The sequence below is a fragment of the Brachymonas moutaii (nom. illeg.) genome, from assembly GCF_049977365.1.
In the GTDB taxonomy this organism is placed as follows: Bacteria; Pseudomonadota; Gammaproteobacteria; order Burkholderiales; family Burkholderiaceae_C; genus Brachymonas.
On the sequence record NZ_JBNGEN010000001.1, the window covers coordinates 13,789 to 27,478 of the forward strand.

Below are 13,690 nucleotides of genomic sequence, written 5' to 3' on the forward strand. Positions count from 1 at the left end.
ATGATCAAGAACCTCTTTCACAAGCTGCTGGGCAAGCCGGCTGCGGAAAAAAGGCGCCGTCCCTCGTTCGGCAAGCGGGTGGAGGTGCCGGCCAGCATTCATCACATCGATCCCGCGCTGGTCGACGACCGGGCCAAGGATGTGGTGCAGACCCTGCGCAGAGCCGGTTTCGATGCCTACATCGTCGGCGGAGCGGTGCGCGACCTGCTCGTGGGGCTCAAGCCCAAGGATTTCGATGTGGCAACCAATGCCACCCCCGAGGAGGTCAAGCGTCTGTTCCGGCGCGCCTTCATCATCGGGCGGCGCTTCCGGATCGTGCACGTGGTGTACGGACGGGGGCGCGAGCACGAGGTCATCGAGGTGTCCACCTTCCGTGCCTATCTCGATGCCGCCGATGCGGCCCATGTGAACGGCAACGAAAAGACCAGCCGGCGTGCCCTCGAAGGTGTCGAGCATGCTGTGGACGCCTCCGGCCGGCTCCTGCGCGACAACGTGTGGGGCCCGCAGGAGGAAGATGCCGCCCGGCGCGACTTCACCATCAACGCCATGTACTACGACCCCGAGAGCGAGATCGTGGTCGACTATCACAAGGGCATGGCCGATGTGCAGAAGCGCGTCATCCGCATGATCGGCGAGCCTGCGCTGCGCTATCACGAGGATCCGGTGCGCATCATCCGGGCCATCCGCTTCGCTGCCAAACTCAGCCCCCTGGGCTTCAAGGCAGACAAGGCTACCGTGGCTCCCCTGCGTGACTGCCTGCCGCTCCTGACCCATGTGCCGCAGAGTCGCATGTTCGACGAGATGCTCAAGCTGCTGCAGACCGGACACGCCATGGCCACGGTCGAGCTGCTGGCGCGTCTCGGCTTTGCCGATGCCATCTATCCGCTGCTGGGGCTGGCCGTGGATCGAGCCAGCGATCCCTTTGTGCGCGGAGCCCTGCAAGATACCGACCGCCGCGTCGGAGAGGGCAAGCCCGTGGCCCCGAGCTTCCTGCTCGCCTGCCTGTTGTGGCAGGACGTGCGCGAAGCCTGGCAACGGCAGGTGCATGCACACAAGCCCGCATTCGTTGCGCTGCAGGATGCCATCGACGAAGTGTTCGAGGCCCGCATCGGCGATGTGTCCGGGCGGGGCAAGCTGGCCGCCGACATGCGCGAAATCTGGATGATGCAGCCCCGATTCGACAAGCGCACCGGCAACGGGCCCTACAGCCTCGTGGCACAGCTGCGTTTCCGGGCAGGTTTCGACTTCTTCCGTCTGCGTGCATCGGTGGGAGAGGTGACCGACGAACTGGCCGACTGGTGGCAGACCTTCAGTACCGCCAACGATGCCGTGCGTGACGATCTGCTTGCAGAGGCCCGCGAGCAGCAGCGCCAGCAGCAGAAACAGGCCCGTCAGGCCACCACTGGCAAGGTCAAACCCACCGGCAAGGTGCATCGCGTGTCCGGCGCATCGCTGTCCACAGCGTCTGAGGAATCGGTGGAGGCCGAAGCCTCCGCTCAGGGCCAGGCGGAAACCCTTCACGGCGAGCCCGGCAGCACCCCTGCGCGCAAGCGCCGCAAGCGGCATCGCAAGGGCACCGCTGCCGGGATCGATGCTCCGTCGGCGGCAGACATGGGGGCAGCGGAACCGTCTGCTTCATCGTCCATCGGGACCCCATCGACACAGCCGGGAATGGCGGTATCGCAAGAGGCCGCCTCTGCCTCCGCAGCAGAGGGCGATGACGAACGCGACCTGGCCGCAGCACCGCCCAAGCGGCGCCGGCGTCGCAAGCCTGCAGCATCTGCAGAAGGGGATGCCCCCCGGCAGGCAGCCGATGAGTGAGCCCCGAGGCAGGCAGCCTGAAGCGGCAGCCAGGTTTTCCTGCGGCAGCGCATCTCCAGAACCGACTCCCAGCATCGCCTATCTGGCACTGGGAGCCAATCTGGGAGACCCGGTCCGTGCCGTGCAGGCGGCCATGCAGGCCATAGATGCCTTGCCGTCCACGCACCTCCGGGCGGTTTCCTCGCTCTACCGCACCGCGCCCATCGAGTCGAGCGGGCCGGATTATGTCAATGCAGTGGTGGCCGTGGAAACCACGCTCTCCCCGCTGGCACTGCTCCATGCCGTGCAGGCCATCGAGAAGGCGGCAGGCCGTGAGCGGCCCTACCGCAACGCTCCCCGCACGCTCGACATCGACGTGCTGTGCCATGGCACCACCTGCCAGTGCACCCCCGAGCTGGAGCTCCCGCATCCCCGCATGATGGAGCGGGCCTTTGTGCTGGTCCCCCTGGCCGAAATCGCTCCGCACCTCGTGCCTCCCGACCGCCTGGCGGCCGTGCAGGGGCAGGGCATCGTGCGCATCGCGCACTGAGACCCCCTGCGCCTGCACGTGGGTCTTTCGTTTTCTGCCAGGCCATGCCCTCATTGAGCGGGAATCTGAAAGGCTGTGCCGCATGGTTGCTGCACAAAGAATGCATTTCTTTCAGAATCGGGGCAGGAACCGCCGTTTGGGCGTGTGCCGGAGATCCGGATCAGGAGAACAGGTCATGAACATTCTGCTGTGCGGTGCCACGGGATTCGTGGGCCGAGCCCTCATGCGTGCCCTGCAGGCCGAAGGGCACCACGTGCTGCCCGGGGTTTCCCATGCCCGAGGTCTGCCGGACGAGGTGGTGGTCGATTACACGCGGGATCATGCTTCGGCCGTCTGGTTGCCCCGACTCGCGGGCGTCGACGCCGTCATCAATGCAGTGGGCGTCCTGCGTGATACGCCCCGCAGACCCATTCAATCCATTCATGCGCTCGCCCCCATAGCCCTGTTCGATGCCTGTGCCGAGGTGGGCGTGCAGCGTGTGGTGCAGATTTCTGCACTGGGTGTGACTCAGGGCACCAGTGACTATGCAGGCACCAAGCTGGCGGCGGATCGGCATCTGGAGCAGCTTGCCCGTCAGGGGCGACTTCAGCCCACCATCGTGCGGCCCAGTGTGGTCTTTGGTCAGGGGGGCAGCAGCACCGCCCTGTTCCTGAATCTTGCGCGTCTGCCGGTGCGCCTGCTTCCGCGTCCGGTGATCGAAGCGCGCATCCAGCCGGTCGCAGTAGGGGAGCTGGCCGAGGCTGTGGCCCATCTTCTGCGCTCCGGCGCGGCATCGCTCCCTGCATGGGTGGAGGCGGTGGGGCCGCAGCCCGTCACCATGGCCGAATTCGTCACCAGCCTGCGCCGTCAGGCGGGGCGGTCGGCGGGCTGGCAATGGCCTTTGCCGGACTGGGTGACGGAGCTCAGCGCATCGGTGGGCGATCGTATTCCCGCTTCCCCCTGGTGCCATACCAGCCTGGCCATGCTGGCCACCGACAATGTGGCTCCACCCGGGCCGTTCGCCGCTCTTCTGGGGCGGGAAGCCACTTCCTATGACCGATTGCTGGCTTCGCCCGCCGCAGCTGCCGTCTGATGCGGGACGGACGCGAACGCGATCGTTCGCTTCAGGAGGCACCGTCTCCGGAGGTTTCATCCCACCACAGGGGGGTCGCCTCCATGACGAGATCGGATTCCGGCACCGCCACACACGGAAGAATCCAGCCTTCGGCCTTTTCGTCTGCGCTCAGGCCCGGCCACTCCACCACGTAGCGCACACGTCCTGCATGCAGCCTGCACAGACAGGTACGGCATACGCCGTTGCGACAGAGGCTGGGCAGCGCCACACCGGCTGCATCGGCCGACTGCAGCACCGTCTGAGATTCAGGCGCCGGGAATGTGGAGCCTTCCGGCTGCAGCACCACCCGGTGGAGCATCGACAGGGCAGAGGAGGGGGCATCAGGAAGATCGTCTGGAAGCATCATGGCAAGAAGGCATCAGAGGCGGGGCGCAGAAACGTGCACATGGCTGCAGCCTGATGCATCCATGCTGCACAGTGCAGGTCCCTGCGAGACAGGGCATGCACCGCAAATTCCGTGTGCCGCCCAGTGGCACGGCATGGCCGACTCAGGCTACAATGCTCACCTTCTCGGAGCATAGCGCAGTCTGGTAGCGCATCTGGTTTGGGACCAGAGGGTCGGGAGTTCGAATCTCTCTGCTCCGACCAATTCTTCTTGTCTGCACTTCCCCCATTCCGTGGGGTGTCGTGCAGTGCCCGGCACAGCGGTGCAGCCATATCCGGACATGACGTCCGGCCCGTTTCTCCATAGCATCCTGGATGCTGCCACCATCGCCTTCGCGAGCGGCGATGGCAGCAATGGGTACGATCGCATCGCCTGTTCCGCGTCCTTATGGGCCTTGCTGCGCCATACTGGACAGGGAGCGCTGGGGGTGTCTCCATCACAGCCCGTAGCTCAACTGGATAGAGCAACTGCCTTCTAAGCAGTAGGTCGGGGGTTCGAGTCCCTCCGGGCTGGCCATGCATTCGATGACATAGGCCATGCGTTGCTTCCAGTGCATCCACGACGAGCTCTCCACGTGTGCACTTGGCCGTACTGCACGCAGAGATCCAGCGAATCACGAACGGTCCTGTCGCCCAGATGGCCAGATGCGGCGAGTCCCAAGAATGCCGGGCGGCCGCTAGCGGCAGGAACAGGGTAAGCGACGAGTCTGCCAAGGCAATGAAGCCATGATGTCGGTAGAAAGCTGTTGCGGCCTCATCTTGGCATCTGCCACTAGGGCGAACGCGGCAATTTCCGACCGTGCCGCAGGGGCGTGCACGGTCGGATGGCGCGGAAGCTTCTTGCAGGTGCAGGCAGGAAGCTTGGGGAGCAATGGGCTCGCCCATGACAAGGTGCAGTAACCCGCGAGGCGCTGTTCGTGCGTCAAGGCCACCAGACAGGGAGCTACACGGCGGCGAATGTCTGGGTGACGTGAAGTTCACGTCAAGTGCGTTCAACCTGCCCAGGATGAGGGAGGGTCGTGCTGGAAAACGAGCACAAGAACTTCTGCGAGAAGCGGACGGACGTCGTAGGGCGCAGCGCATGAGCGCCTTTCCAGAATCGTCCGAGACAGACTGCATGTGCACCATGTCCACAAAGTGTGTGCTTTGGGCTCATTCTGCTGCCGTGCCGCATCCCGCGCGACTGCAGGTGACCGACTGTGGATTTCACATCAAAAAAATCCATCTCACGATTTGCATGCACCCAACACATTACCGCATCGAGATGTAAACACATGCATCTTCGCACCAAATGTGAGCCTGCAGTCTGTCATCGGCAGGCAGGCCACCCTACAATACCGGGATTCTGGAAAAGCATCCCCAGGGACTTTGGGCTTTTCCCAGCGGCCGACCGCCTGCCCTTCCAACAAGAACAATCACTGCGCGCAGGTGCTCCGCACGAGACCGGTTTAACTTTTGGAGCATGCAATGACTGCACTTTTCACGGCGACCGATCTGGTCGTGCCTTTCGAGAAACTGCGGATGTCCGATGTGGACACCGTCGGCGGCAAGAACGCCAGCCTCGGCGAAATGATCTCCCAGCTGCCTCAGGGTGTCCGGGTGCCCACCGGCTTTGCCACCACGGCCTATGCCTTCCGTGACTTTCTCAAGAACGACGGGCTCGACAAGCGGATCCACGCCATTCTCGACAACCTCGACGCCGACGATGTGAACGCCCTGGCCAAGGCCGGTGCCGAAATCCGCGAAATGGTCGAGAACCAGCCCTTCCCGGCTGATCTCGAACAGGCCATTCGCGAAGCATTTGCCACCCTGAGCGCCGGCAACGATCAGGCCAGCTTTGCTGTGCGTTCTTCCGCCACGGCCGAGGATCTGCCCGATGCCTCCTTTGCCGGCCAGCAGGAAACCTTCCTGAACGTGGTCGGCATCGACGACGTTCTGCGCAAGATGCGTGAAGTGTTCGCCAGCCTCTACAACGACCGCGCCATCAGCTATCGCGTGCACAAGGGCTTCACCCACAGCGACGTGGCCCTGTCGGCAGGGGTGCAGCGCATGGTCCGTTCCGATCTGGGCGCGGCGGGCGTCATGTTCACGCTCGATACCGAATCCGGCTTCCGCGATGTTGTGTTCATCACCAGCAGCTATGGCCTCGGCGAGACCGTGGTGCAGGGCGCCGTCAACCCTGACGAGTTCTACGTGCACAAGCCCAAGCTGCAGGAAGGCAAGAAGGCCCTGATCCGCCGCAACCTGGGCAGCAAGCTCATCCAGATGGAATTCGCCACGCCCGAGGAAAAGGCAGCCAGCGGCAAGCTGGTCAAGACCACCAGCGTGCCGGCCGAGCTGCGCAACCGCTACTCCCTGACCGACGACGAAGTCGAGCAGCTGGCACGCTACGCCCTGGTGATCGAGGAACACTACGGCCGTCCCATGGACATCGAATGGGGCAAGGACGGCACCGACGGCCAGCTCTACATCCTCCAGGCCCGTCCCGAGACGGTCAAGAGCCAGGCCGAGGGCAAGGTCGAGCAGCGCTACAAGCTCAAGGGTACCGGCACTGTGCTGGTCGAGGGGCGTGCCATCGGCCAGAAGATCGGCACCGGTCCCGTTCGCCTCGTCAACGACATCAGCCAGATGGACAAGGTGCAGGCAGGTGATGTGCTCGTCACCGACATGACCGACCCCAACTGGGAACCCGTCATGAAGCGCGCCAGCGCGATCGTCACCAACCGTGGCGGCCGTACCTGCCACGCCGCCATCATTGCACGCGAGCTGGGCATTCCGGCCGTGGTGGGATGTGGCGATGCCACCGAGCGCCTGAGTGAAGGCACCCTGGTGACCGTGAGCTGCGCCGAGGGTGATACCGGGCGCATCTACGACGGCCTGCTCGAAACCGAGGTGACCGAGGTCGAGCGTGGCACCATGCCCGAGATCCCCACCAAGATCATGATGAACGTCGGCAACCCCCAGCTGGCCTTCGACTTTGCCCAGCTGCCCAACAGCGGGGTGGGGCTGGCTCGCCTGGAGTTCATCATCAACAACAACATCGGCGTGCACCCGAAGGCCATCCTGGACTATCCCAACGTCGATCCCGACCTCAAGAAGGCCGTCGAATCGGTGGCCCGTGGTCATGCCTCTCCGCGTGCTTTCTACGTGGACAAGGTGGCCGAAGGAGTGGCTACCATCGCTGCGGCCTTCTGGCCCAAGACGGTCATCGTCCGCATGAGCGACTTCAAGAGCAACGAGTACCGCAAGCTCATCGGTGGCAGCCGCTACGAGCCCGATGAAGAGAACCCGATGCTCGGCTTCCGTGGAGCTGCGCGCTACGTCAGCGAGGACTTCGCCGAAGCCTTCGCGATGGAATGCGAAGCCCTCAAGCGCGTGCGCAACGACATGGGGCTCACCAATGTCGAGATCATGATTCCCTTCGTGCGTACGCTCGGCCAGGCCAAGAAGGTCACCGAGCTGCTGTCCGAGCATGGTCTGCGTCGCGGCGAGAACGACCTGCGCCTCATCATGATGTGCGAGATCCCCAGCAACGCCATTCTGGCCGAGCAGTTCCTTGAGTATTTCGATGGCTTCTCCATCGGATCGAACGATCTGACCCAGCTCTCCCTGGGCCTGGACCGCGATTCCGGCATGGAGCTGCTGGCCGCCGATTTCGACGAGCGCGATCCTGCCGTGCGCTTCCTGATCAGCCGTGCCATTGCAGCCTGCCGTGCTCAGGGCAAGTACATCGGGATCTGCGGCCAGGGCCCCAGCGACCATCCCGACTTTGCCAAGTGGCTGGCCGAGGAAGGCATCGTGTCCATCTCCCTCAACCCCGACACGGTGATCGACACCTGGAAGCAGCTGGCTTCCGCCTGAAGGTCTTGTGAGGCAGGGTGGTCACTGAGGTGACCACCCTGCCTTCCGCAAGCTTCCGAGCCGTCCCGTTGGTGCATTCATCATGAATGCCTGATCGGACGGTTTTTCTGTGCCCGGCGGCCGCAACCCTGTGGCGATCCTGCAGACATGCGGCATCATGAAATACGGTCTCTCTTGAGGGGAGAGTCGCAACGGGCCCAGTGCCCATGCATCGATCGTCATCGCGTCGTCAACAGGGGGTGTGCATGCACGCGGCACGTCATTACACGGATATCGCTGATTCAGAGCCTGTGGGCTGGGGGATGCGGCTGCTGTTGCTGGCACTCTGGGCGCTTGCAGGATTCGGAACCATGTACGTGGCGCGCGATCTGGAGCAGATCGAGATCATGCACTGGCCGCTGGCCTACTGGCTTGCCGCACAGGGCATCATCGTGGTGTATGTGGCACTGGTTGCGCTGTATGCGTGGACAGCCAACCGCAGGGAATCCCGCCAGCGGGGGAGGGGGGCCATGCCCGATGGGGAACCGGTGGTCCGCTCGGAGCGTTCGGGAGATTCTCGGGACGTCGTGGCGACGGCACTCCCGGAGCAGGAACGCACATGAAGCGCAGATATCTGATCCATGCTCTGTTTGGCCTGTACGTGGTTGGAACGGTGCTGTTCGTGCTGGTCATGGCCTGGGCCGAACGCCAGGGGCTCTCGCGCGAGTGGCTGGGCGGCATCTGTCTGACCGGGTCCATCGTGAGCTATGCCCTCATCGGGGTGTACTGCCGCACCACGCAGATGGACGAATACTATGTGGCCGGCCGGTCGGTGCCGGCGTTCTACAACGGCATGGCCAGTGCCGCAGACTGGATGAGCGCCGCCACCTTCATCAGTCTGGCGGGAGGGCTGTATCTGCAGGGATTCTCGGGCAACGCCCTGCAGGCGGGCGGATTTGCCTATCTGCTTGGCTGGACGGGGGGCTTCTGTCTGGTGGCATTTCTGGCTGCTCCCTATCTGCGGCGCATGCAGCTGCTCACCATTCCGCAGTTTTTCGAGAAGCGCTACGGGGGAGACTGGCCCCGTCGCATCTCGATGCTTGCCACCATTCTGGTGACCTTCATCTACATGGTGGCCCAGATCTATGGCGTCGGACTGATTGCCTCGCGCCTGTCGGGGGTGCGCTTCGAAATCGGCATGCTGCTGGGGCTCAGCGGCGTCCTGGTATGTTCCTTCCTGGGCGGCATGCGTGCAGTCACATGGACACAGGTAGCACAGTATGTGATTTTGCTGCTGGCCTTTGTGGTACCTGCCTCCATGCTGGCCTATCACCAGATGGGAACTCCCTGGGCAGCGGTGGCCTATGGGCAGCAGATCGACAAGGTCAACTCGCTGGAGCTGCATCTGCTGGCATCTGGGCAGGAGCAGGAGGTGGCCGACCTGTATGGCCAGCGCGCCCAGCTCGACCTGGAGCGCATTCAGGACGCACGAACTTCGCTGCAGCGCGATCGCGTCCAGCTGCTGCGCCAGCTCCAGGAGCTCAAGGATGCCAATGCCGACACCTCCACCATCTTTGCAGCCAGCCATGCCCTGAGCCAGCTGCCGCGCACCGAGTCCGAGGCTCGGGCCCAGTGGCGGGCCTCCTACGCCGCCAACCATTCGTACAGCCAGCCTCTGGCGGGCATGCCGTTTTCCGCGCAGGCGTTTGCGGGCAGTCCCCATGGTTCAGCCGAGGAGCAGCGAGCCTTCGAGGTGTCGCGGCGCAATTTTCTGGCTCTCATGTTCTGTCTGATGGTGGGCACTCTCGGGCTGCCGCATCTGCTGACCCGCTTTTTCACCACTCCCAGCGTGGCGCAGACACGGTCTTCGGTGGCCTGGGCCCTGCTGTTCATTGCCCTGCTGTATCTGGTGGTTCCGGCGCTTGCCGTGCTGCTCAAGTACCAGATCATGCACGACCTCGTGGGAACCCGGTTCGGGCAGCTGCCCCAGTGGATCGGGCTATGGTCGCGGGTGGACCCCGGACTGCTGTCGGTCGAGGACATCAATCATGACGGCGTCCTCCAGTTCGGTGAGCTGCACATCAATGCCGACCTCATCATGCTCGCCATGCCGGAAATTGCAGGACTGCCCTATGTGATCTCTGCTCTGGTGGCAGCGGGCGGGCTGGCGGCCGCGCTGTCCACGGCCGATGGCCTGCTGCTCACCATGGGAACCACCATTGCCCATGACGGCTATTACCGCGAAATCAATCCCAAGGCGCCGGAAATCCGGCTCGTGATGCTTTCCAAGCTGGTGCTGCTGGTCATGGCGCTGGCGGCTGCTTATGTGGCAGCGCATCGGCCGGGCGAAATACTTGCGCTCGTCTCCGCGTCCTTCTCGCTGGCGGCAGCCACCTTCGCTCCTGCCATGGTGATGGGTATTTTCTGGCGCAAGGCTTCGGGGCAGGGGGCAGTGGCCGGAATGGTCGCGGGGTGTGCCGTCACGGCGGGCTACATGGCGGTCAACAGTACGCGGATGCAGCATTGGTTTCCCTGGCTGGGGGGTGGCCATCTGTGGTGGGACATCCAGCCCATTTCGGCAGGCGTGTTCGGCGTGCCAGTGGGGGTGCTGGTGCTGGTGCTGGTGAGCCTGATCACGCCTCACATGCCGGAACCCGGTCACCAGGAAGAAGGCGATTTCCCCATCTGAAGCGGTTTGTTCTATAATGTGTGGTTTCCCTTGCCACATCGCACACTGACGCTGCGGGTGGCACTTCATCCCACAAGGAGCATCAATGCGTCATTATGAAATCATTCTGCTGATCCATCCGGATCAAAGCGAACAGGTTCCGGCCATGCTGGACCGCTACAAGGGCATGGTCACGGCCGGCAATGGCCAGATCCACCGTGTGGAAGACTGGGGCCGCCGCCAGCTGGCCTACCAGATCAACAAGCTCAACAAGGCGCACTACCTGTGCCTGAACATCGAGGCAGACCAGGCGGTGATGGCCGATCTGGAGCACGCATTCAAGTTCAACGATGCCGTGCTGCGCTCCCTGACCGTCCTCAAGAAGCATGCGGACACCGCTCCTTCCGTGATGATGAAGTCCGTCGAACGCGAAGAAGCCCGCAAGAGCCAGCAAGCCAGCGAGGCAGAAGCATCCTGATCCGTGCGTGACGCACAGGTGGAAAACGAAGCCTCGGCCGCATCCCAGAGCCTCAACCACTGGGTGCTGATGGCTTCAGTCGTCGAGAGACAGCCCCTGCGGCTGACCCCGGCTGGCATTCCGGTCTGCGATTGTGTGCTGGAGCATGGCTCCACACAGATCGAGGCAGGAGACCTCCGGCAGGTGACGACAAGGGTAAGAGCCATTGCCATGGGTGTGATGGCCGAACGGCTGGATCGCCAGGAGCTCGGACGCGCAGCGCGGTTCGAGGGGTTTCTGGCTACCCCGGCGAGAGGAAGACGGCACGATGCATCTTCCGCGCCTGCCCGGCCCACCCTGGTTTTTCACATTCAGGACATGACCTTGCTTGCCACTACGCCAAGCCTTTAACAACCAGATTTTCAGGAGTCCACACCATGGCCTTCAAGAGCAACAAAGACAAGCGCCCGAAGCGCAACACCCAATCCCCGCTGTTTAAGCGCAAGCGCTTCTGCCGTTTCACGGTCGCCAAGGTCGAAGAGATCGACTACAAGGACATCGACACCCTGCGCGATTTCATCTCTGAAAACGGCAAGATCATCCCCGCACGTCTGACCGGCACCCGTGCCATCTATCAGCGCCAGCTCAACACCGCCATCAAGCGTGCACGCTTCCTGGCCATGCTGCCGTACACCGACCAGCACCGCGTCTAAGGAGTCACACCATGCAAATCATTCTGCTCGACAAAGTTGTGAACCTGGGCAACCTGGGCGAGATCGTCAAGGTCAAGGACGGCTATGCACGCAACTTCCTGATTCCTACCGGCCGTGCGCGTCGTGCCACCGAAGCCGCCAAGAAGGAATTCGAAGCCAAGCGTGCCGAACTCGAAAAGGCTGCAGCCGAGAAGCTGGCTGCTGCACAGGCCCAGGGCGAGAAGCTGGCCGGTGCCGTGGTCAAGCTGACCCAGAAGGCAGGTGTCGATGGCCGTCTGTTCGGTTCCGTGACCAACCACGACATCGCCGAAGAGCTTAACAAGATGGGCTTCGACGTGCACAAGTCCCAGATCCGCATGCCCAACGGCCAGATCAAGACTGTCAGCGACAACACCGTCGAAGTGGCTCTGCACACCGACGTGGTCGTCGAAGTCAATGTGGTGGTCTACGGCGAAACCGCCTGATACCGCACTGTCTCCCGTCCCCAGGGACGGAGGCTCCAAGAACCGCCAGCCTGTCTGGCGGTTTTTTTATGGGTGGTGCACAGGTACGCAGCCAGCCCGTGATAGGAGCGAAGCAGGATCTGTGCGGGTGGACTGGTGTATGCTCAGTCCATGGCCCGCAGACCCTGAAAAGGCGGGCTGATTCGTGTACCCGGGGAGATCGGTGATCGGCTCCCGGGTCTTCTGCTTTCTGGATGGTGAGAAATGGACAATTCTTCTCTTGAGCGACTGGTGCAGCGTGCCGAGGTCGTGCTGGAGCGGCTCGAACAGGTGTTGCCGCAGCCCATGCAGCAACCCGACTGGGGTGCTTCCGTGGCATTTCGCTATCGCAGGCGCCACGCAGGCTTTGCCGGACAGACCGGCGTGCTGGAGGCGGTGCGCCATGTGGCGACCATCGCACTCGACGACCTGCAGGAAATCGATGGTCAGAAAGAACGTCTGGTGCGCAATACCGAGCAGTTCGTGCGCGGAAGGCCTGCCAACAATGTGCTGCTCACGGGGGCGCGGGGCACGGGCAAGTCATCGCTGATTCGGGCATGTCTGAATGCCTATGCCGATCAGGGCCTGCGTCTCATCGAGGTGGACAAGGGCGATCTGGTCGATCTGCCGGATATCGTGGATCTGGTGGCTGCACGGCAGGAGCGCTTCATCGTGTATTGCGATGACCTGAGTTTCGACGAAGGGGAGTCAGGGTACAAGGCGCTCAAGTCCATGCTGGACGGCTCCGTGGCAGCCAGCACTCCCAACGTGCTCATCTATGCCACGAGCAATCGCCGGCATCTGCTTCCCGAGTACATGAACGACAACCTCAGCTATACCCATACGCCCGACGGCGAGGTGCACCCGGGCGAGGTGATTGAGGAAAAGGTGTCGCTGTCCGAACGCTTCGGGCTGTGGATCAGCTTCTATCCCTTCAGCCAGGAAGAGTATCTGGCCATTGTGCGGCAGTGGCTGCATGCTCTCGGTGTGCCGGATGCCGAGGCTGCAGCGGCAGAGCCCGAAGCTCTGGTCTGGGCGCTGGAACGCGGTTCGCGCAGTGGCCGGGTGGCCTATCAGTTCGCACGGGATGTGGCGGGAAGGATCACACCATGAACGGCGCTGCTGCTTCTGCGGCTCCGGTCGATCTCGTGGCGGACGGAGAGCGTCCGCGCGTCGATGCCATCGACGGGCAGCCCCGCAGGCTGGTCGAGGTGGCGGTGGGCGTGCTGCTGCGTTCCGACGATGCCTTTCTGCTTACTTCCAGGCCCCAGGGCAAGGTGTATGCGGGGTACTGGGAATTTCCGGGCGGCAAGCTCGAAGCCGGGGAAACGGTGGAGCAGGCCCTGAGACGGGAGTTGCAGGAGGAAATCGGCATCACGATTGCACACGCACAGGCCTGGCGCAGCAGCGTGGTGGATTATCCGCATGCGCTTGTCCATCTGCATTTCTGCAAGGTGCGCGAGTGGAGCGGGGTGCTGACCATGCGGGAAGGGCAGCAGTGCATCTGGCAGCAGCTGCCTGTCACAGTGGAGCCTGTGCTTCCTGGTGCGGTTCCCGTGCTGGAGTGGCTGGAGTGCGAGCGCAGTGGCCGCTCCGTGACGTCCTGACGGAGTCCACGCACTCTTCTGCGCATTCTTGCCTGGGCAAATTCAGTCACAATAGCGCCTCAGGTTTGTGAGCGA

General features: G+C 63.1%; 13 protein-coding genes and 2 tRNA genes. 14 read left to right on the top strand and 1 reads right to left on the bottom strand.

The window, feature by feature from the left end:
* The 3 genes from pcnB (at position 1) to ACP2WS_RS00075 (ending at position 3,422) form a co-directional block, all read left to right on the top strand.
* Positions 1-1,821, top strand: a complete 1,821-nt coding sequence (gene pcnB / locus ACP2WS_RS00065) for a polynucleotide adenylyltransferase PcnB (RefSeq protein WP_426458910.1) — start codon at positions 1-3, stop codon at positions 1,819-1,821.
* Positions 1,814-2,350, top strand: a complete 537-nt coding sequence (gene folK / locus ACP2WS_RS00070) for a 2-amino-4-hydroxy-6-hydroxymethyldihydropteridine diphosphokinase (RefSeq protein WP_426458911.1) — start codon at positions 1,814-1,816, stop codon at positions 2,348-2,350. The genes pcnB and folK overlap by 8 nt, the downstream gene beginning before the upstream one ends.
* 175 nt (positions 2,351-2,525) lie before the next feature.
* Positions 2,526-3,422, top strand: coding sequence for an NAD-dependent epimerase/dehydratase family protein (locus tag ACP2WS_RS00075; protein ID WP_426458912.1), 897 nt, complete (start codon positions 2,526-2,528; stop codon positions 3,420-3,422).
* 31 nt (positions 3,423-3,453) lie between these two features.
* Here the strand turns inward: ACP2WS_RS00075 and ACP2WS_RS00080 are convergent, their stop codons facing one another.
* Complete coding sequence (locus ACP2WS_RS00080) at positions 3,454-3,810, bottom strand: 2Fe-2S iron-sulfur cluster-binding protein (RefSeq protein ID WP_426458913.1); 357 nt, start codon at positions 3,808-3,810, stop codon at positions 3,454-3,456.
* Between the two features lie 165 nt (positions 3,811-3,975).
* Here ACP2WS_RS00080 and ACP2WS_RS00085 point away from each other — a divergent pair.
* From ACP2WS_RS00085 to ACP2WS_RS00135, 11 genes are all read left to right on the top strand, one after another.
* Positions 3,976-4,052, top strand: a tRNA-Pro gene (locus ACP2WS_RS00085).
* A 236-nt stretch (positions 4,053-4,288) separates the two neighbouring features.
* Positions 4,289-4,365, top strand: a tRNA-Arg gene (locus ACP2WS_RS00090).
* Between the two features lie 950 nt (positions 4,366-5,315).
* Positions 5,316-7,709 (top strand): phosphoenolpyruvate synthase, encoded by a 2,394-nt coding sequence (gene ppsA / locus ACP2WS_RS00095; protein WP_426458914.1) that lies wholly within the window; start codon positions 5,316-5,318, stop codon positions 7,707-7,709.
* Positions 7,710-7,954: 245 nt separating this feature from the next.
* Entirely contained in the window at positions 7,955-8,311 is a 357-nt protein-coding gene (locus ACP2WS_RS00100) for a DUF4212 domain-containing protein (RefSeq protein ID WP_426458915.1), read from the top strand.
* The gene (locus ACP2WS_RS00105) at positions 8,308-10,377 is read left to right on the top strand and encodes a VC_2705 family sodium/solute symporter (RefSeq protein WP_426458916.1); all 2,070 of its coding nucleotides are present in this window, start codon (positions 8,308-8,310) and stop codon (positions 10,375-10,377) included. The genes ACP2WS_RS00100 and ACP2WS_RS00105 overlap by 4 nt, the downstream gene beginning before the upstream one ends.
* Positions 10,378-10,462: 85 nt before the next feature.
* A complete protein-coding gene (gene rpsF / locus ACP2WS_RS00110; RefSeq protein ID WP_374493634.1) occupies positions 10,463-10,834 on the top strand; it encodes a 30S ribosomal protein S6 in 372 nt (123 codons plus the stop codon).
* A gap of 3 nt (positions 10,835-10,837) precedes the next feature.
* Positions 10,838-11,224, top strand: coding sequence for a primosomal replication protein N (priB, locus tag ACP2WS_RS00115; RefSeq protein ID WP_426458917.1), 387 nt, complete (start codon positions 10,838-10,840; stop codon positions 11,222-11,224).
* Between the two features lie 26 nt (positions 11,225-11,250).
* Complete coding sequence (gene rpsR, locus ACP2WS_RS00120) at positions 11,251-11,526, top strand: 30S ribosomal protein S18 (protein WP_374493638.1); 276 nt, start codon at positions 11,251-11,253, stop codon at positions 11,524-11,526.
* An 11-nt stretch (positions 11,527-11,537) separates the two neighbouring features.
* Complete coding sequence (gene rplI / locus ACP2WS_RS00125) at positions 11,538-11,990, top strand: 50S ribosomal protein L9 (RefSeq protein ID WP_374493640.1); 453 nt, start codon at positions 11,538-11,540, stop codon at positions 11,988-11,990.
* 243 nt (positions 11,991-12,233) lie between these two features.
* The gene (locus ACP2WS_RS00130) at positions 12,234-13,121 is read left to right on the top strand and encodes an ATP-binding protein (RefSeq protein WP_426458920.1); all 888 of its coding nucleotides are present in this window, start codon (positions 12,234-12,236) and stop codon (positions 13,119-13,121) included.
* Positions 13,118-13,615, top strand: coding sequence for an NUDIX domain-containing protein (locus tag ACP2WS_RS00135; protein WP_426458921.1), 498 nt, complete (start codon positions 13,118-13,120; stop codon positions 13,613-13,615). The genes ACP2WS_RS00130 and ACP2WS_RS00135 overlap by 4 nt, the downstream gene beginning before the upstream one ends.
* Positions 13,616-13,690: the final 75 nt, after the last annotated feature.

Bases quoted from the DNA above. Each gene is read 5' to 3' on its own strand.
- pcnB (WP_426458910.1), top strand. From the start codon at position 1: ATGATCAAGAACCTCTTTCACAAGCTGCTGGGCAAGCCGGCTGCGGAA.
- folK (WP_426458911.1), top strand. From the start codon at position 1,814: ATGAGTGAGCCCCGAGGCAGGCAGCCTGAAGCGGCAGCCAGGTTTTCC.
- ACP2WS_RS00075 (WP_426458912.1), top strand. From the start codon at position 2,526: ATGAACATTCTGCTGTGCGGTGCCACGGGATTCGTGGGCCGAGCCCTC.
- ACP2WS_RS00080 (WP_426458913.1), bottom strand. From the start codon at position 3,810: ATGATGCTTCCAGACGATCTTCCTGATGCCCCCTCCTCTGCCCTGTCG.
- ppsA (WP_426458914.1), top strand. From the start codon at position 5,316: ATGACTGCACTTTTCACGGCGACCGATCTGGTCGTGCCTTTCGAGAAA.
- ACP2WS_RS00100 (WP_426458915.1), top strand. From the start codon at position 7,955: ATGCACGCGGCACGTCATTACACGGATATCGCTGATTCAGAGCCTGTG.
- ACP2WS_RS00105 (WP_426458916.1), top strand. From the start codon at position 8,308: ATGAAGCGCAGATATCTGATCCATGCTCTGTTTGGCCTGTACGTGGTT.
- rpsF (WP_374493634.1), top strand. From the start codon at position 10,463: ATGCGTCATTATGAAATCATTCTGCTGATCCATCCGGATCAAAGCGAA.
- rpsR (WP_374493638.1), top strand. From the start codon at position 11,251: ATGGCCTTCAAGAGCAACAAAGACAAGCGCCCGAAGCGCAACACCCAA.
- rplI (WP_374493640.1), top strand. From the start codon at position 11,538: ATGCAAATCATTCTGCTCGACAAAGTTGTGAACCTGGGCAACCTGGGC.
- ACP2WS_RS00130 (WP_426458920.1), top strand. From the start codon at position 12,234: ATGGACAATTCTTCTCTTGAGCGACTGGTGCAGCGTGCCGAGGTCGTG.
- ACP2WS_RS00135 (WP_426458921.1), top strand. From the start codon at position 13,118: ATGAACGGCGCTGCTGCTTCTGCGGCTCCGGTCGATCTCGTGGCGGAC.